Here is a 16,121-nt window from a genome sequence, read left to right as displayed (position 1 = left end):
CGGACCCTGTGAGGTACCGCTCGGCGAAGACATCGCGTGCGGAAGTGCGCCTAGCAGTTCAGCGACACCCTCGACACGGAGGCGCAGCACTGGAACACGTGACGCTCGCAGTGGCCGCGATAGCCGCTGTCGTGTAATCGTGGCTGACGCGATGACCCGCTCGGGGTTAGGCAGCCGAACCACCAGTCGCCGACACGAAAGATCCGGTCTGACAAGCTGTGTTCACCGGAATCTGGTCGCGAGTGAGACGAGGGATCATGGGGTCAGAGCGCACCGATGTGGAGTTCACGTCCGACGGCGTCGTCATCCGAGCTTGGCTCTATCGACCAAATGTGCCGAATCCGCCGATCATCGTGATGGCGCATGGCCTCGGCGGCGTCAAGACCATGCGGCTCGACGCCTTCGCCGAGCGCTTCGTCGAAGCGGGGTATGCGTGTCTTGTGTTCGATTACCGCCACTTTGGTGACAGTGACGGAGAACCGAGACAGCTGCTGTCGGTACGCCGACAGCTCGCCGACTACGACGCCGCGATCGAGTACGCGAAGTCGTTGGACGACGTCGACGCCGCACGCATAGTCGTATGGGGGTCATCATTCTCCGGGGGTCACGCGCTGACGCTTGCCGCGCGGCAGCCGGGTCTCGCGGCAGCGGTGTCGCAGTGCCCGTTCACCAGTGGCCCCGCATCGTTGCTGGCTCTGGACCTGATCTCGTCGGTGAAGGTCACCGGGCGCGCTGTTGCCGACATCGCGTCGAGTGCGTTGCACCGAGATCCGGTGCTGGTGGGGCTGGCCGGGCACGGACATGACGCTGCACTGATGACCGCCCCGGACGCCGAACCCGGGTATCTCTCACTGGTGCCCGACGGCGCGTCGTTCACCAACAGTGTGACGGCGCGCGCCGGCCTGGCCATCCCGTTCTACTCACCCGCACGGCACATGCGCCGCATCGGCGTTCCCACCTTCGTGGCGATCTGTGAGACCGACAGCGTCGCGCCGCCCGGCCCGACGATCCGGGCCGCGCAGGGCAACCCGCACATCACGGCGAAGGTCTACCCCTACGGCCACTTCGACATCTACGTCGGAGATGCTTTCGACGACGTGGTCGCCGACGAGATCGAATTTCTGCGCGACGTCGTACCGGTGAGCCACTGATCGGCGACGGCGTCGGCGAATCGAAGTGACAGGCGGTCGGCATCGACCTCGTAGATCGGCCCGTACAGGGCGGTGCGACCGAGTTCGACGTCGAAATCGTCTGGTAGTTCTCCGCGTTCGAGTGCGCGATGAAACGGCGCGATCTCACGTGCACGTTGCCCGACGACGAACTGCTCGTCGAACTTCTCGGCGAAGGCGGTGTCGAGTTGCGCGTGTGCGCGCAAGGCGCGCAGCATCTTTCCCTCGTCGTTGATCAGTAGGAACTCGGCGAGAAGTCGTGCGGCGGCGCGCACGTCGCCAGACAGCGATCCCGTGTCGGGTGGTGTGAGCCGGTCGGCGGCGTCGCGATCAAGTGCCGACAGCAGGACGTCGCCCTTGGTGGGCCACCAGCGATAGATCGTCTGCTTGGCGACGCCCGCGCGCTTGGCCAGTCCCTCCATGGTCACCGCGGCGAAGCCGACCTCGGCGAGGAGATCATCGGCGGCGTTGAGGATTTTGTGATGTGCGTCCTCGCTGCGTCCGTACCGATTGCCGTGATGCTCGCTCATGGGCTGAAGAGTAGCCGGTCTAGACAAGACGCAACGGTGCGTCTAGCCTAGCGAGCATGAAGAATTCGACGGCTTTCCTCGTGGCGGGGTGCTTCTTCATGGAGATGCTCGACGCCACCATCGTCACGACTGCGGCGCCCGAAATCGGTGCTGCCCTGCACGAGCCCGCGACTGCTGTCGCCATCGTGATCACCAGCTACATGCTCGCTTTGGCGGCCTTTATCCCGATCGGTGGCTGGCTCATCACGCGCCTACCGGCCCGCAGCGTGCTGGTCGGTGCAATCGCTACGTTCACGGTCGCGTCCCTGCTCTGTGGGTTGGCTCAGTCGCTCGAATGGCTGGTCGTCGCGCGCGTTCTACAGGGTGTCGGCGGGGCGATGATGGTTCCGGTCGGCAGGCAGGTGGTGCTGCGCGACGCAGCAAAGACCGACGTCATGCGGCTCATGTCGTACATCATCTGGCCGGGACTGCTGGCGCCGGTGATCGCGCCGCTCGTCGGTGCGCTCATCGCTGGCCATCTGGGCTGGCAGTGGATCTTCTGGATCAACGTGCCGCTCGGCGTCGTGGCCGCCCTCGTTGCACTGCGGGTCACGCCGACGACGGTCGATGGTCCGCCCCGCCGGCTGGACATCCCCGGTGTGGTGCTCGTCGGAGCGTCGCTGGGCGCGGTGGTCTGGACCGCGCATCTGATCGCCGACACCGATTCTGCAGCGGCAGTGGTGATCTCGTGGTTGGTCGCCAGTGTCGTCCTACTCGTTGCTGCCCTTGTTCACCTGCTGCGCGCGAAGGAGCCGATCGTCGAATTACATGTATTGCGCGACAGAGTCTTTGGTGCGTCCCAGTTCGGGATGGGTGTCTTCTTTATGGTTGTCTCTGCTGTGCCGTTCCTCATGCCGCTGATGTTGCAAACAGCATTCGGGTGGTCGCCGGTACGAGCGGGCGTGCTCGTGATGTTCGTCTTCGTCGGAAACATCGGGATCAAGCCTGTCGCGAAGCCTCTGATCGAGCGGTTCGGATTCCGGCGGATACTCGGCGTGTCGACGATCGGGCTCGCCGCCACCGCAGTCGCGCTCGGATTATGCACTGCCGCAACAAGTCCGGTGATCATCGCACTGATTGCGCTCCTGAGTGGTGTGTTCCGCTCGACGGCGCTGACCGCCTACTCGACCATCGGATTCGCGACCATCGAGGTATCGCAGCGTCGAGCTGCGAACACGCTGAGCGCTGTCAACCAACAACTCGCGACCGGGCTCGGCGTCGCGATCGCCGCGGTCGGGGTGCGGTTCGGTGCTGTGCTCAGCGGTGATCCACAGTCGCACGTCGCGTACGCGTGGGCATTCGGAGTCGTTGCTGCGGTGACACTGCTCTCGGCGCTCGCAGTGGTGCTGCTACCGGGAGATGCCGGGCGAGAACTGCACGCGAGTCGCGCGTGACGCGCGCGGGGTCATTTCGTGCAGACCCGCGTCGCGACGGCACCGCCGGCGAGCGTCCCGATCGGCCCGACGGTCGGCGGCGAGAGGCACTGCATCTCGCCGCCGAGGGTCGGGGTCAGGGTGCGCGGGTCGAATTGGAATGTCCAACGAAGGTGGAGATCCGTCGACGGGCGTCGACCCGGGTACATTCCGAACGCTTCAGGGAGCGTCGAACCGGGTCCGCGCCCGACGAAGGCATACCGACGAGCGCCGGGTGTGCCCTGGTTCGCGTTGTGGAGTTTTCGCAGCACCGTGAAGTAGTACGGGGCGCTGAACGGGCTGTCTTGTCGGTAGACGCCGGCGAACTCGTAGACTTGGACGCCCGCGGCGAACAGCGCCTGGTAGGGCAGATTGGCCACGTCGTCGACGATGGATACATCTGTTGGCTCGGCGTCGGCGTGGGCGCCTCCGGTGAACGCCACGCCGCCGACCACTGCCGCCGCCGCGACCAGCGCGGTGGCGACTCGGGTCCGCAGTTGTCGAGAGCCGGTACCGCGGGCCGAACCCATGCTGACCTCCGATGGTCGACGCCCCGACAGACCTCCCTCTTGCTCCAGAGTGTCGACGGTCGACGAATGTGTCATCCCTCGCGACTCAATGAAACGAACCTGTTATCGGCGTCAAGGGTCTAGTCGACCATCGGCGACCGTTCGGTCACAGCGGCTCAGCCGCCGCAACGGTTACCGAGAATCGCAGCGCCGCCGGTCAGCGGTCCGATGGGCCCGGAGACGAACTTCGGGCAGGGGAGTGGACGTGGGTTGTAGTCGAGTGGCTGCAGCGTGCGGGGGTCGACGCGGAAGTAGAAGTTGCCGAGATTGTGCGGCTCGGGGCGCAGTCGCGAGTAGAGGGCGAATACCTCTGGCAGTTGCGTCCCGGGACCGAGTCCGACGAATCCGTATCGCAGGCTCCCGGGCGTGCCCTCGCGCGGGTTGTGCACCTTCCGTAGCACGGTGTAGTAGTACCGCGGGGTGATCCCGAGCGAATCGGATTTACCGCGAACCGTCGTCGCATACTCGTACACCTGCACGCCCGCACTGAAGAGCGCCTGGTAGGTCAGATCGCCGAGTTGGTCGACCTGGTGAATGCCGGGTTGTGTCGGCGCGGCGTGCGCGCTGGGTGCTGTTGCTACTGCCGCGCCGCTGGCGATTGTTGCCGCGGCGAGTGCGGCTACGACACCGCGACGAATACGTGAAGCTGTGACCATGAGAATCTCCGATGCCGTGTGTGCTGGACGAACCTCTGTACTGGAAGAGTCGTCGCGGCGTCGAAAATCGTTAGCCGGCGTAATTCAATGAGACGACGAGCCGGTGCGGAAGGTAGTTGTGCACAGATGAGGTAGCTGCGCGTCGAGCCGCTGGCTCTTAGGCCAGCTGGTGTGCGGCTCCGGCTCGTTGGACCCGGGATGAAGGCGCTACTTTTCGCGGTCGCGCCGGCTCGATCGTCGGATGACCATGTCGTCGGCGACGCTGAACAGCAGAACACGCGTGTCGTCTGACAGCGCCCTCCAGCGGTGGGGTACGCCGGCGTCGATGTAGAGCGAGTCGCCGGCACGGAGTGTCTCCTCCCGATCGCCGTCAGCGCTGCTGAGTGTGGCGTGCGCACTCCCATCGATCACGTACATGATCTCGTCGTGGGCGTGGGTGAACTCTCTGTCATCGTGTGCCGAACCGGTGAATTCCAGTCCCCGCAGCGCCTTCTTGCCCCGCACCAGTGAACGCACCTGGGCGTCTGGTTTGTCGGAGAGGGTGAGCAGTTCGTCGTCGGCTCTGGCCACGGGATCGGCGCCGGTGTCGGCATCGGCAAGGAGCACCGTCGCTGTGGTGTCGAGGGCATCTGCGACGGTTTGCAGCGACCGGAGGCTGGTGTTGGTGCGGCCGTTCTCGAGTTGACTGAGGAACGACGCGGACAGCCCGGTCTGTTCGGACATCTGCGCCAGCGTCAGCCCCTTCTCCAGTCGGGCGGCGCGGATCACGCCGCCGAGTTGTGCGGAATCGAGGGTCTTGCCGCGTGTCAGTCCGGTGGTCACCGGTAGTCCTCTCGCCGTTAAGTGTCGCCGCGCGACCCCATGTAAACGACGCTGCTCCGAACGGGAATCCAGAGTTAACGCCAGCGTGACCAGAACTCTGGCCAACTCTCCTACTGTGACTGAATATTCAGTACTGAATATTCAGTATCAACTCTTCGGTACTGAACCTTTGGTCAGATCGATTCTAGGAGACTCAGTTGGAACAGAACACGCTCAAACGACGAGGTGTCGGCCTCATCGGCGTCGATCCTGCAGTTTCGGCCGGTGGCTACACGCTGTACGCGCCGCTGAACCGCTCGGGGCAGGTGTACTTGGTTGATGCCGAGGGCAACGAGGCGCACCGGTGGGACCTGCCCTACCGCCCGGGGCGACACGCACGACTACTCGACGACGGCTCGTTGGCCTACAACGGAAGCCTCGTCGGCGCTGAATCGGGCGTCGAACCGCTCTTCGACATGTGGCGCAAGTACGGCGGGGGTTCGATGGCGCGCTATGACGCATCGGGAAACCTGCTCAGCGAGCACGTTGACGCGCTGCAACACCACGATGCCAACCACCTCGACGACGGCAGCATCCTTTACGCCTCGGTCGAGCCGTTAACCGGCAACCGTGCGCGCGCCGTGCGCGGCGGATTTCCCGGTACCGAGGCGCTCGGTGGCGACAAGGGCGACGTCGTCTATGCCGATGTCATCAATCACGTCGACGCGCAGGGGCGACCTCTGTGGCAGTGGCGAGCATTCGAGCATCTCGACGTGACGACCTTCCCGCTCCAGCCGCACTATTGGCGTGAGCATTGGCCGCTCATCAACAGTGTCGCACCGCTCGGCGACGACAAGGTGGTGGCGAGTCTCCGCAGTGTGTCGGCGGTGATCGTCATCGACAAGCCCACCGGAGACGTTGTCTGGCAGCTGGATTCGAGTGTTGTTGCGCAACAGCATCATGTGACACCGCTGCCGAACGGCACTCTGCTCATCTTCGACAACGGCACCTTCCGTACCGGCGAGTCGGTCACCTATAGTCGCGTGATCGAGGTCGACCCCGAGACCAAGCAGATCCTGTGGAGCTACACGGACCAGATTCGTGAGGCCTTCTTCACGCCATATATGGGTGGGGCGCAACGACTCTGGAACGGAAATACTCTCGTCACGGAGGCGGCGTTCGGACGGATCTTTGAGGTGACGTCCGACAAGCAGATGTGCTGGGAGTACGTCGTTCCCCACTTCTCCACCTACGCCGATCCCGACACGGCTGCTCGTTTCCCCGCGTCGAGTAATGCAATCTTCCGCGCTTACCGCTACTCCGATGCCCAGGTCGAATCATGGGGATTGCTGTCATGACCACATCTGACAGGGCTGTCGACGATTCGGGCGTCGCGGGATCATGTGCGGGGATGACGCCGTCGAATTCGCCTGCGCTGCAGCAGGAACAAACCGCAGACATCCCCGTCTCGGAAAGTGATACGCATCCCGTCGACACCAGACCTCAGTGGCGACAGCTCGTCCCGATGTCGATCCAGCATCTGCTGGTGATGATCGCGACGCCGATCTCGTCGGTGTTTCTGATCAGTGCGACATTGGAACTCGACGCGTCGACCACACGCGCGTTGCTGTGCGCGACGTTGCTGGCCTGCGGAGTCGGAACGCTGCTGCAGTCGATGGGGTGGCTCGGACTCGGCGCTCGACTTCCGTTCGTGATGCTGCCCGGTGGCGCTGCGGTGGTGTTGTTCCTGCAGATCGCACATACCTCGGGAGCGGCCACGGCGACCGGTGCGGTCATCGTCACGGGGCTGGTGGGAATCGCGTTGTCGCCCTTCGCCGGTCGCGTGGTGCGCTTTGTTCCTCCGGTGGTGATCGCGGCGATGATCGTGGTGATCGGCATCAACCTGGTGAAGGTCTCCGGCGGACTCATCGTCGGAGCCAAGGGCACCACCGCGCCGATGTGGGCAGTCGGCTTGGCCGCGGTCACCGTGGCGTCGATCGTTGTGCTGCACAGGCTTCTTCCCGCACCGCTGAATCGGATCTCTGTGCTCGCGGGTATGGCGGTCGGGACGGCTGTCAGCGCTCTGACCGGGCATCTCCATCTCGACGCAGGGCATCAGGCGATCCAGGTACCGTCGGTGTTTCCCTTCGGCACACCGCATTTCGACATCCTCGCGACCATTCCGCTGCTGGTGTTCAGTATCGGTTCGATGGCGGAGGCAACAGGGCAGGTGGTGCTCAACGCCGACGTCGTTGGTAAGCGGATCGATAGCGGCGCAACGGTTGGGCGCACCATCCGCGGTGATGCTGTGACGTCGGTGTTCGCAGGGGTCTTCGGCGGGCAAACGATGGTCACCAGCGGGGAGAACATCGGCATCGTGCGCGCAACCGGAGTCCGGTCGCGGTATGTGAGCACGGGGACCGGCGTGCTGCTGCTGTTGATGGCGTTCGTGGCTCCGGTCGGCGCGATCATCAACTCGCTACCGGCGCCCGTGGTCGGCGCCACCGCGGCCTACGTGTTCGCGATGATCATCGTGACCGGGTTGAAGATGTTCACGGCTATCGACATGTCGGCCGACCGCAACTTCGTCACCGCTGTGGCAGCGCTGACAGCGGGCCTGCTGCCGGTGGTCGCACCCGGTCTGTACGGGGCGTTTCCGTCGACCCCGCGGCTGCTGCTGTCGAGCGGTGTCACCATGGCCGCGCTGGTCGGGATCGTTGTCGCCGCGCTCTACGCCCGTCGGCCGCGCAGCCCGCTCAGCCGATGACCTGCTCGGTGCTGGCGTACTTCGCCTCCGCGTCGCCCTTGGCGGCCTGCCACCACGCGGGGTTGTCGCGGTACCAGTCGATGGTCGCCGACAGGCCGGAGCGGAAGTCGGTGTAGCGCGGTGACCAGCCCAGTTCGGTCCGCAGGCGCGTCGAATCAATGGCGTAGCGGCGGTCGTGGCCGGGGCGGTCGGTGACGAAGTCGAAGGCGTCGCGCGGCTGTCCGAGAAGTTCCAGGATGGTTTCGACGACGGTCCGGTTGTCCACCTCGCCGTCGGCGCCGATCAGGTACGTCTCGCCGATCTCGCCCTTCTCGATGATCGTCCAGACGGCGTCGTTGTGGTCGTCGACGTGAATCCAGTCGCGCACGTTGCGGCCGTCGCCGTAGAGCTTGGGCCGTACGCCGGAGAGCACGTTGGTGATCTGGCGGGGGATGAACTTCTCGACGTGCTGGTAGGGGCCGTAGTTGTTGGAACAGTTGGAGATGGTCGCGGGCACCCCGAACGACCGCACCCAGGCACGAACCAGCAGGTCACTGCCCGCTTTGGTGGAGCTGTACGGGCTCGACGGGTTGTACGGGGTCGACTCGGTGAACCGCGACGGGTCGTCGAGGTCGAGGTCGCCGTAGACCTCGTCGGTGCTGATGTGGTGATACCGCACGTCGTGGCGGCGAACCGCTTCAAGCAGGGTGTACGTGCCGACAAGGTTGGTCTGCACAAAGGCCGACGGGTCGGCAAGCGAGTTGTCGTTGTGCGACTCCGCGGCGAAGTGCACGACGAGGTCGGCGTCGGCGACGAGACGGTCGGTCAGCGAGGCGTCGGCGATATCGCCCTCGATGAGGTTGATACGATCCGCGACGGGTGCCAGCGTCGCGGGGCTGGCCGCGTAGGTGAGCTTGTCGAGGACGGTCAACTGCACGTCGGGCCGCTGTTCGAGCGTGCGGAGGACGAAGTTCGCCCCGATGAACCCGGCTCCGCCGGTAACCAGAACCCGCATGCGCTCGTGACCTCTCATCCGTGGCGTGCGACCCGAATTGCCGCTTCGCCGTCGGCGTCTACCCTATTCGACATGCGCGGAATCATTCTCGCCGGCGGGACGGGGTCGAGGTTGCACCCGATCACGCAGGGTGTGAGCAAACAGTTGGTGCCTGTCTATGACAAGCCGATGATCTATTACCCGTTGTCGACGTTGATGTTGGCGGGTGTTCGCGACATCCTGGTGATCACGACACCGCAGGATTCTGCAGCGTTCTCGGGGTTGTTGGGCGACGGTAGTCAGTTCGGTATCGACATCTCCTACGTCACGCAGCCGTCACCGGATGGTCTGGCGCAAGCGTTCGTGCTCGGTGCCGATCACATCGGGAATGAGTCGGTGGCGTTGGTGCTGGGCGACAACATCTTTTACGGTCCCGGTCTGGGTTCGCAGCTGCAGGGGTTCGATGCGATCGACGGTGGTGCGATCTTCGCGTATTGGGTGGCCAATCCGTCGGCGTACGGGGTGGTCGACTTCGACGCGCAGGGGCGGGCGGTGTCGTTGGAGGAGAAGCCGACCTCCCCGAAGTCCAACTACGCGGTGCCGGGACTGTACTTCTACGACAACGACGTCATCGAGATCGCACGTGGCCTGCAGCCGAGTGCGCGAGGCGAGTACGAGATCACCGACGTCAACGCGCACTATCTGGATCAGGGCAAGCTCGCGGTGAAGGTGCTGCCGCGTGGCACTGCGTGGCTCGACACGGGGACCTTTGATTCGCTGCTGGACGCCGGCAACTTCGTGCGCACCGTCGAGCAGAGGCAGGGACTGAAAATCGCTGTGCCCGAAGAGATTGCGTGGCGGCAGGGGTATCTGTCCGACGATGAGCTCGCGACGCGCGCCGAGACGTTGCGCAAGTCGGGCTACGGCAACTATCTGCTCGACATCCTGGCCCGCGGTAAGGGTTTCGAGTGAACACGATGCACGAGGTAGGGGAGCGCGAGTGAAGATCCGTCCGTTGTCGATCGACGGTGCCTGGGAGTTCACGCCTGTGCAGCACGGCGACGCTCGCGGCTTGTTCGCCGAGGTGTTCAAGGGAGATCTGCTCGACGACGTGATCGGTCACCGACTCGACCTCGCGCAGGTCAATCTGTCGGTGTCGGCCGCGGGGGTCTTGCGGGGTGTTCACTTCGCCGACGTTCCACCCGGGCAGGCGAAGTACGTGACGTGTCCGAAGGGTGCGATCCTCGACGTGATCGTCGACATCCGCGTCGGTTCACCGACGTTCGGTACCTACGACACCGTGCTCCTCGACGACGTCGACCGTGGTGCGGTCTACCTCTCCGAGGGCCTCGGACACGCTTTCTGTGCACTGGAAGACGGGTCGACTGCGACGTACCTGTGCTCGACCGGCTACAACCCCGGCGCAGAGCACGGGATCAATCCACTCGACCCGGAGCTGGGCATCGAATGGCCGACGCTGGCCCGTGACGGCTCGCCCCTGGTCTATGAGCTGTCCGAGAAGGACACTGCGGCACCGGGTTTGACCGCCGCGCGCGAATCGGGGCTCCTCCCGGACTACATCGACGTGACCGCGTATCTGCGGTCGCTGGCCGAAGGGGCGTCGTAGACGCGGCTCGTTCTGGTGAACGCGGCTGGTGCACCAGCCGCGTTTGCAAGTTCGGGCGGCGTTTTGCGGCTGGCTCGGGCGGACAGGGCTCTCAGTCGCGCCGGTTCTCGACCTCGGCGTTCTGCAGTGCGACGGCGCGCGCGAGTCGAGCGTAGCGGATCTCCAGCTCGCGGAACCTGAGATACGTTGCGACAGTGGTGAATGCGAACGCGATCACCAGGCAGTAGAGCACCAGGTCGGTGCCGCGGCCGACGCCAACCCAGCCCGCGACGGTCGTCAGATCGTTGGGGCGGAACATCGCGTAGACGCCGAAGACCACGAACGCGACGAACAGAAGCTTCACTCCCGCAGACGATCTCGCGTTGCCACGGTTGGTGACGAAGAACCACACGAGTCCGAGGGCCGCGAGCAGGAGCAGTATCTGGATGACGATCATGGCTATCTCCTCATGCGCCCGTGCAGCAGACCGTCGGCGACGATGTTGACGCCGTTGATCAGCGACTGCCCCTTGGCGCGTGAGTAGTCGGTGTAGAGGATGGTGACCGGCTGCTCGGCGACCCGCCAGTGATGATGGTCGATGAGCGCGACGAACTCCGACGCGTGGCTCATGCCCGCCATCAGCAGGTCGAGCTGGTCGGCGACGGTCTTGTTGAACGCGCGCAGGCCGTTGTGGGCATCGGAGAGTCCGAGCCTGCGCGTGCGGGGACTCAGGAAAACGACGGTCCGCAGCACGATCCGACGCAGCAGCGGTACCGACTCGCTCCGGCCGTCGGCGAATCGGGTGCCGACGATGATGTCGACGGGCTCGGTGCGTAGGCGATCGATCATCGCGATGACGTCGTCGACGCGGTGCTGGCCGTCGGCGTCGAAGGTGACGAAGTACCGGGCATTGGGCCGTGCCCGCGCATATTCGACGCCGGTCTGGATCGCAGCGCCCTGGCCGAGATTGACCGGATGGCGCACGAGGTGGATGCCGCCGGTCTGCGTGCTCTCGACGTCGGCTGCTGCCGATCGGATCTGAGCGACCGAGTCGTCGGAGCTGCCGTCGTCGACGCAGACGATGTTCGGGAAGGTCTTCGAGGCGTCGACCAGTACGTCTCGGATCACTTCGCCCTCGTTGTAGACGGGGATCACCAACCACACGTCGTCGTTGGTGGGGCGCTCCGTCATGGGGGTAACCCTATCGGAGCAGGTGCGGGGCACTTCGGACGTGCCCGGAAGCCGTGGCGGCGTCAGCGTCTACCCTGATCGGGTGCCTATCGACGTCATGATGCCCTTCTACGGCGACGTCGAGCAGTTCAAGCAGGCGGTCACCAGCGTTCTGGAGCAGTCGGACCCCGACTTCCGGCTCGTCGTCGTCGACGATTGTCATCCGAGCGATGAGCCGCGCGAATGGCTCGCCGGTCTCGCCGACGGTCGCGTCCACTACGAGCGCAACGCGCACAACCTCGGCGTGAACGGCAATTTTCGACGCTGCGTCGACCTCGTCACCGCCGACCGGTACGTCGTGATGGGCTGCGACGACGTGTTGCTGCCCGGGTATCTCGCGGGTGTCCGTGCGCTGGCCGACGCGCATCCCGATGCTGCGGTGATCGCGCCGGGTGTCGAGGTGATCGACGCCGACGATCAGGTGGTGCGCCCGCTCGGGGATCGGATCAAGGCGGTGCTCGCGCCGTCGTCTGCGACGGTCCTGCGCGGCGAGGCGATGGCTACCAGTCTGTATCGCGGCAACTGGACCTACTTTCCGTCGCTGCTGTGGCGCACCGATGCCGTGCGGGCTGTCGGGTTCAGGGAGGGGCTCGACGTCGTCCTCGACCTCGCACTCCTCGTCGACCTCGCCTTCGCGGGGGAGGCGCTCGCCTACGACCCGCGCGTACTGTTCCGATACCGCCGCCACGACGCATCGGTCAGCTCGGTGCAGGCAGTCGACGGTCGACGCTTTGCCGAGGAGAACGCCTTCTTCGACGGCGAGGCGCAACGATCTGCAGCGCGCGGATGGACGCGCGCCGCGCGGGCGGCACGGCTGCACGCGACGTCCCGGCTGCACCACGGCATGGCGCGGATCGCGAGCGCGGTGGCTGGTCGAGGCCGGTAGGTGGCCTTCGACTCGGGTGCTCGCTGCGCTCGCGCCCGGCTCAACCAGCGGGAGGTGGCGCGCCCGGCTCAACCAGCGGGAGGTGCCGCGCTCGGCTCAACCAGCGGGAGGCTCACTCACGCTCGAACGAGGCAACTCAGGTGCACGCATGCCCCGACGAGCGGCCCGACGACCAAGGACAGCGCGACGCGGTCGGTAACCTCGAGCGGCACGGTCAGTAGCGCGGCGCAGGCGATCGCGGCGACCCACCACCCCGCCGCGTACCACCGGTGCGCGCCGACGGACAGCGTGGCTGCGCCGGTCACGGTCAGCAGACCCAGGGCCGTGGCGCCGACCATGAACAACGCGATGGTGCCGCCGCCGAGCGTGAAGTCGGCGCCGAAGATGTGGGTGAGCAGCCAGGAGCCGATCGCCCACGCCGCGACCGCGCCGATCGCACCGACCACGACGACCGCGGCGAGCGGCACGGCGAGTGAGCGCAGCAACGCGTCGCGCGCCGCGACGAACCGGGTGATCAGCACGCCTTGAAAGCTGTTGAGCGGCACCAGTAGTGGCGCTCTGGTCAAAGTGACCGCCAGGATGACGGCTCCCACAACGCGCGAATCGTCGTCGGCGCGCGCGGTGATGTTGATCAGTACCGGGAAGCCCATCACCACCACCGCCGACGCCAGGGCGGCCGCCATCGCGGTGAGGGTGTTGCCCGCCAGGCGTCGGTCGTCGACGTCGCCGGGCAATCCGACTGCGTGTCGGGCCGTCGACGACGTTGCGAGCACCATGATCCACGACACCGAGCCGACCACCGTGATCACCAGAAACGCCGGCACGCCCCAGCCGAAAGCGACTGCGATGCCCGCGCCGACCAGTCGGATCAGCGCGTCGACGCTCAGCAGGACCGCGAACGGCGACCACGACAGCGACCCCGACAACGCCCCGCAGAGGTGCGCGTACACCGCGAAGCTCGCGACCCCGACCGCGAGCAGCGCCACCGACAGCGCCCCGTACTGGTCGAACACGTGGTCGCTCCACAGCGGCGACGTTGCCGCGACGATGACCGCGAGCGCCGCGCCGATACATACGTTGACCAGTAGTGGTCGGCCGCGCGCCGTGCGGGTGTCCGAGGCGGCGCGGATGGTGCGCGTCGTCTCCTGGAGCTGCCCGTTCTGTGCGCCGGTGACGAGGCCGTATGCCGCCCAGAAGACCGCGAAGACGGCGTATCCGGTCGCGCCGAGCTGCCGTGCGGCGAGGAGCAGGACCAGGTAGCCCGACGCCGCCGCGATGATCGTCGCGATGGTGACGCGACCGACGGCGCTGCGCCCGCCGGAACTCGGCCCGCTCGCACCGTCGGACACCGCGGGGATCTCGGGATCAGGACCCGACGTCATCGACACACCGATGCCTCGGGTGTCAGGACGGTTCGGGGAACGCCGGAAGCGCCGGGGTGAACAGCCAGGCCTGCCACAGATCGTTCAGCGGGGCGGCGGAGTAGTTTGCCGCGAGCGCGATGAAATCCTCGGTCGTGACGGTTCCGTAGCGGTACTTGTCAGTCCAGCGATGCAGGAGTGCGAAGAAGTTTCCGTCGCCGATGCGAAGACGTAAGGCGTGCAACGTGATTGCGCCGCGCTTGTAGACCCAGTCGTCGAACATCTTTCGCGGTCCGGGATCGACGAGCGTGACCCGGACCGGGTTGGCGGCGAGTTTGGCGTAGTAATGGCGCGCCCACTCGTCGGCGCTTCGGCCGCCCGATCGTTGGCTCCACAGCCACTCGGAGTAGCAGGCGAATCCCTCGTGGAGCCAGATGTCGTGCCACTGCTCGAGTGTCACCGAATTGCCGAACCACTGATGGGCGAGTTCGTGGGCGATCAGCCTCTCGGCGTCGCGGCTGCCGTCGCAGTGGTTGGCCCCGAATGTGCTGAAACTCTGTGCCTCGATGGGGATTTCGAGCGAATCGTCGGTCACCACGACGGTGTAGTTGGCAAACGGGTAGGGGCCGAACATCTCGGTGAACGCCTCGACCATCTCCAACTGTTTTCCGAAGTCGACGCGGAAGTTCTCCTTCAGTCGTGACGGTAGGATCGCTTCAACAGGAACGGGTTTCGACGCCAGTCTGATGTGCTCGTATGGCCCGATCTGGATCGAGGCCAGATAGGTCGACATCGGTTCGATCTGTTCGTAGACCCACGTCGTCTGTGCTGCACGTACGCGTTTGGACTCGAGCACGCCGTTGGCGAGTGCGTAGTACGGGCTGTCGGTGGTGATCGAGATGCGGTAGGGCGCTTTGGCGCTCGGGTGGTCGTCGCAGGGAAACCACGACGCCGCGCCGTTGGGCTGGTTGGCGCACAGCGAGCCGTCGGTCAGTTCTTCCCATCCGACGGTGCCCCACGGACCCCGGATGGGGCGCGGGGTGCCGCTGTAGCGGATGACGACCGTCATCGCCCCGCCCGGCTGGATGGGGGAGTCGGGGGTGATGAACAGCTTGCGCTGCCGGTGGCTGTACCTGGCCCGCCTGTCGTTGACGGTGACCTTGCTGACGTTGAGCGTCGACGCCATGTCGAGACTGAAACGCGCCAGCTCGACATACGACGTAGCGGTCAGCGTCGCAGCGCCTTCGAGGCGGTTGCTGGCGACTTTGTATTCGAGGTCGAGGTCGTAGCGGGAGATGCGATAACCGAGATTGCCATTGTCCGGCAGGTAGGGGTCGACGCTGTCGGCCGGTGTGCCGAGAACAGGTTGCCGTGAACTCTTTCCCGACTTTCCCGGCACGCAACGGCTCCTGTCTCTGGCCCTACTGGTGTCTCTGGCCCTACTGGCTGACTCTTCGGCTCTACCATCCACCCGAGCCTGTCCAGCTTGTCCGGCTTGGGCTTTTTTCGGCGTCGTTTTCTCGATCGGGACGCGAGAACTCACCCTACCCGTAGCGTTGGTTTCGTGAGGCGCGTCAGGTTGTAAACGGACTGTGGTCCGGTTAGATTCGTGTTCGATAGGAACAACGCAAGGGGCGAACATCGTCCTGAGAAAGGTGACAGCATGTACCCGATCCGCAGTCTCGGACTCTTTGCCGCACGGGTGATCCTCGGCATCATCTTCATCGCGCACGGCTGGCAGAAGCTCCACACCTTCGGGCTCGACGGCACCAAGGCCAGCTTCACCAAGATGGGCGCACCCTTCCCTGAGTTCTCCGCGTACTACGCGACCTGGGTCGAGCTGATCGGCGGCATTCTGCTGATCGTCGGCGTTCTGCTGCCGCTCGTCTCCGTGCTGCTGATCATCGACATGATCGGCGCGATCTTCGTCGCCCACATCGATCAGGGGTTCTGGGCATCCGACGGCGGTTACGAGTTCCCGCTGGCGCTCATCGCGGGTCTCCTCGCGGTCGGCTTCGCCTCGGCGGGTGGTCTGGCCTTCGACACCCACGTCTTCCGACGACGCAACCGAGTGGCCGACTGACGCGATTCGCCCGATCGGGCTACAGCAGTTGGTCTGATC

At 65.3% G+C, this 16,121-nt stretch carries 17 protein-coding genes; 8 read left to right on the top strand and 9 right to left on the bottom strand.

Going from position 1 to position 16,121, the window contains the following annotated elements; all coding sequences use genetic code 11:
* Positions 1 to 257: 257 nt before the first annotated feature.
* Positions 258 to 1,151, top strand: a complete 894-nt coding sequence (locus B3T59_RS10320) for an alpha/beta hydrolase (RefSeq protein ID WP_287002174.1) — start codon at positions 258 to 260, stop codon at positions 1,149 to 1,151.
* Here the strand turns inward: B3T59_RS10320 and B3T59_RS10315 are convergent.
* Entirely contained in the window at positions 1,073 to 1,699 is a 627-nt protein-coding gene (locus B3T59_RS10315; protein WP_287002173.1) for a TetR/AcrR family transcriptional regulator, read from the bottom strand. The genes B3T59_RS10320 and B3T59_RS10315 overlap by 79 nt on opposite strands.
* A 56-nt stretch (positions 1,700 to 1,755) precedes the next feature.
* Between B3T59_RS10315 and B3T59_RS10310 the strand changes: the two genes are divergently transcribed.
* Positions 1,756 to 3,132 (top strand): MFS transporter, encoded by a 1,377-nt coding sequence (locus tag B3T59_RS10310; RefSeq protein WP_287002172.1) that lies wholly within the window; start codon positions 1,756 to 1,758, stop codon positions 3,130 to 3,132.
* A gap of 11 nt (positions 3,133 to 3,143) precedes the next feature.
* On the opposite strand, the gene B3T59_RS10305 is transcribed toward B3T59_RS10310, so the two are convergent.
* The 3 genes from B3T59_RS10305 to B3T59_RS10295 all read right to left on the bottom strand — a co-directional run bounded on the left by B3T59_RS10305 (position 3,144) and on the right by B3T59_RS10295 (position 5,197).
* Positions 3,144 to 3,755, bottom strand: a complete 612-nt coding sequence (locus tag B3T59_RS10305; protein WP_231895023.1) for a hypothetical protein — start codon at positions 3,753 to 3,755, stop codon at positions 3,144 to 3,146.
* A gap of 80 nt (positions 3,756 to 3,835) precedes the next feature.
* On the bottom strand, positions 3,836 to 4,375 hold the full coding sequence (locus tag B3T59_RS10300; RefSeq protein WP_064862681.1) for a hypothetical protein: 540 nt from the start codon (positions 4,373 to 4,375) through the stop codon (positions 3,836 to 3,838).
* Between the two features lie 207 nt (positions 4,376 to 4,582).
* The gene (locus B3T59_RS10295; protein WP_156529471.1) at positions 4,583 to 5,197 is read right to left on the bottom strand and encodes a helix-turn-helix domain-containing protein; all 615 of its coding nucleotides are present in this window, start codon (positions 5,195 to 5,197) and stop codon (positions 4,583 to 4,585) included.
* Positions 5,198 to 5,394: 197 nt separating this feature from the next.
* On the opposite strand from B3T59_RS10295, the gene B3T59_RS10290 reads away from it, so the two are divergent.
* Complete coding sequence (locus B3T59_RS10290) at positions 5,395 to 6,534, top strand: aryl-sulfate sulfotransferase (RefSeq protein ID WP_064865052.1); 1,140 nt, start codon at positions 5,395 to 5,397, stop codon at positions 6,532 to 6,534.
* Positions 6,531 to 7,943 (top strand): uracil-xanthine permease family protein, encoded by a 1,413-nt coding sequence (locus tag B3T59_RS10285; protein WP_287002171.1) that lies wholly within the window; start codon positions 6,531 to 6,533, stop codon positions 7,941 to 7,943. Before B3T59_RS10290 ends, B3T59_RS10285 begins: the two co-directional genes overlap by 4 nt.
* Here B3T59_RS10285 and rfbB read toward each other — a convergent pair.
* A complete protein-coding gene (gene rfbB, locus B3T59_RS10280) occupies positions 7,933 to 8,937 on the bottom strand; it encodes a dTDP-glucose 4,6-dehydratase (RefSeq protein WP_251722116.1) in 1,005 nt (334 codons plus the stop codon). The two genes, B3T59_RS10285 and rfbB, sit on opposite strands and share 11 nt — an antisense overlap.
* A gap of 72 nt (positions 8,938 to 9,009) precedes the next feature.
* Here rfbB and rfbA point away from each other — a divergent pair, with 72 nt between their 5' ends.
* Together rfbA and B3T59_RS10270 are read left to right on the top strand one after the other, a co-directional pair.
* Positions 9,010 to 9,888: a glucose-1-phosphate thymidylyltransferase RfbA gene (gene rfbA / locus B3T59_RS10275; protein WP_064861998.1), complete on the top strand. Its 879-nt coding sequence runs from the start codon at positions 9,010 to 9,012 to the stop codon at positions 9,886 to 9,888.
* 28 nt (positions 9,889 to 9,916) lie between these two features.
* Complete coding sequence (locus tag B3T59_RS10270; protein WP_064862002.1) at positions 9,917 to 10,543, top strand: dTDP-4-dehydrorhamnose 3,5-epimerase family protein; 627 nt, start codon at positions 9,917 to 9,919, stop codon at positions 10,541 to 10,543.
* 91 nt (positions 10,544 to 10,634) lie between these two features.
* On the opposite strand, the gene B3T59_RS10265 is transcribed toward B3T59_RS10270, so the two are convergent.
* Both B3T59_RS10265 and B3T59_RS10260 read right to left on the bottom strand, forming a co-directional pair.
* A complete protein-coding gene (locus B3T59_RS10265) occupies positions 10,635 to 10,979 on the bottom strand; it encodes a DUF2304 domain-containing protein (protein ID WP_005206720.1) in 345 nt (114 codons plus the stop codon).
* A gap of 2 nt (positions 10,980 to 10,981) precedes the next feature.
* Entirely contained in the window at positions 10,982 to 11,713 is a 732-nt protein-coding gene (locus tag B3T59_RS10260; RefSeq protein WP_064861997.1) for a glycosyltransferase family 2 protein, read from the bottom strand.
* An 82-nt stretch (positions 11,714 to 11,795) separates the two neighbouring features.
* Between B3T59_RS10260 and B3T59_RS10255 the strand changes: the two genes are divergently transcribed.
* Positions 11,796 to 12,638, top strand: a complete 843-nt coding sequence (locus B3T59_RS10255; RefSeq protein ID WP_064861996.1) for a glycosyltransferase family 2 protein — start codon at positions 11,796 to 11,798, stop codon at positions 12,636 to 12,638.
* 116 nt (positions 12,639 to 12,754) lie between these two features.
* Here the strand turns inward: B3T59_RS10255 and B3T59_RS10250 are convergent, their stop codons facing one another.
* Together B3T59_RS10250 and B3T59_RS10245 are read right to left on the bottom strand one after the other, a co-directional pair.
* Positions 12,755 to 14,020, bottom strand: coding sequence for a lipopolysaccharide biosynthesis protein (locus B3T59_RS10250; RefSeq protein WP_287002170.1), 1,266 nt, complete (start codon positions 14,018 to 14,020; stop codon positions 12,755 to 12,757).
* 22 nt (positions 14,021 to 14,042) lie between these two features.
* Entirely contained in the window at positions 14,043 to 15,398 is a 1,356-nt protein-coding gene (locus B3T59_RS10245; RefSeq protein WP_287002169.1) for a M1 family metallopeptidase, read from the bottom strand.
* A 264-nt stretch (positions 15,399 to 15,662) separates the two neighbouring features.
* Between B3T59_RS10245 and B3T59_RS10240 the strand changes: the two genes are divergently transcribed.
* Positions 15,663 to 16,082, top strand: coding sequence for a DoxX family protein (locus tag B3T59_RS10240; protein WP_064862000.1), 420 nt, complete (start codon positions 15,663 to 15,665; stop codon positions 16,080 to 16,082).
* Positions 16,083 to 16,121 lie beyond the last annotated feature (39 nt).

The sequence above is a fragment of the Gordonia sp. UBA7860 genome (assembly GCF_002500165.1).
GTDB lineage: Bacteria > Actinomycetota > Actinomycetes > Mycobacteriales > Mycobacteriaceae > Gordonia > Gordonia sputi.
Note: the sequence above shows the minus strand (reverse complement) of the source record. Positions and strands in the feature narration are given on the sequence as shown.

What these genes read in the sequence shown, in the direction of transcription:
- B3T59_RS10260 (WP_064861997.1), bottom strand. Translation starts at nt 11,713, where the DNA reads ATGACGGAGCGCCCCACCAACGACGACGTGTGGTTGGTGATCCCCGTC.
- B3T59_RS10305 (WP_231895023.1), bottom strand. Translation starts at nt 3,755, where the DNA reads ATGACACATTCGTCGACCGTCGACACTCTGGAGCAAGAGGGAGGTCTG.
- B3T59_RS10250 (WP_287002170.1), bottom strand. Translation starts at nt 14,020, where the DNA reads ATGACGTCGGGTCCTGATCCCGAGATCCCCGCGGTGTCCGACGGTGCG.
- B3T59_RS10265 (WP_005206720.1), bottom strand. Translation starts at nt 10,979, where the DNA reads ATGATCGTCATCCAGATACTGCTCCTGCTCGCGGCCCTCGGACTCGTG.
- B3T59_RS10285 (WP_287002171.1), top strand. Translation starts at nt 6,531, where the DNA reads ATGACCACATCTGACAGGGCTGTCGACGATTCGGGCGTCGCGGGATCA.
- B3T59_RS10320 (WP_287002174.1), top strand. Translation starts at nt 258, where the DNA reads ATGGGGTCAGAGCGCACCGATGTGGAGTTCACGTCCGACGGCGTCGTC.
- B3T59_RS10300 (WP_064862681.1), bottom strand. Translation starts at nt 4,375, where the DNA reads ATGGTCACAGCTTCACGTATTCGTCGCGGTGTCGTAGCCGCACTCGCC.
- B3T59_RS10240 (WP_064862000.1), top strand. Translation starts at nt 15,663, where the DNA reads ATGTACCCGATCCGCAGTCTCGGACTCTTTGCCGCACGGGTGATCCTC.
- B3T59_RS10315 (WP_287002173.1), bottom strand. Translation starts at nt 1,699, where the DNA reads ATGAGCGAGCATCACGGCAATCGGTACGGACGCAGCGAGGACGCACAT.
- rfbB (WP_251722116.1), bottom strand. Translation starts at nt 8,937, where the DNA reads ATGCGGGTTCTGGTTACCGGCGGAGCCGGGTTCATCGGGGCGAACTTC.
- rfbA (WP_064861998.1), top strand. Translation starts at nt 9,010, where the DNA reads ATGCGCGGAATCATTCTCGCCGGCGGGACGGGGTCGAGGTTGCACCCG.
- B3T59_RS10310 (WP_287002172.1), top strand. Translation starts at nt 1,756, where the DNA reads ATGAAGAATTCGACGGCTTTCCTCGTGGCGGGGTGCTTCTTCATGGAG.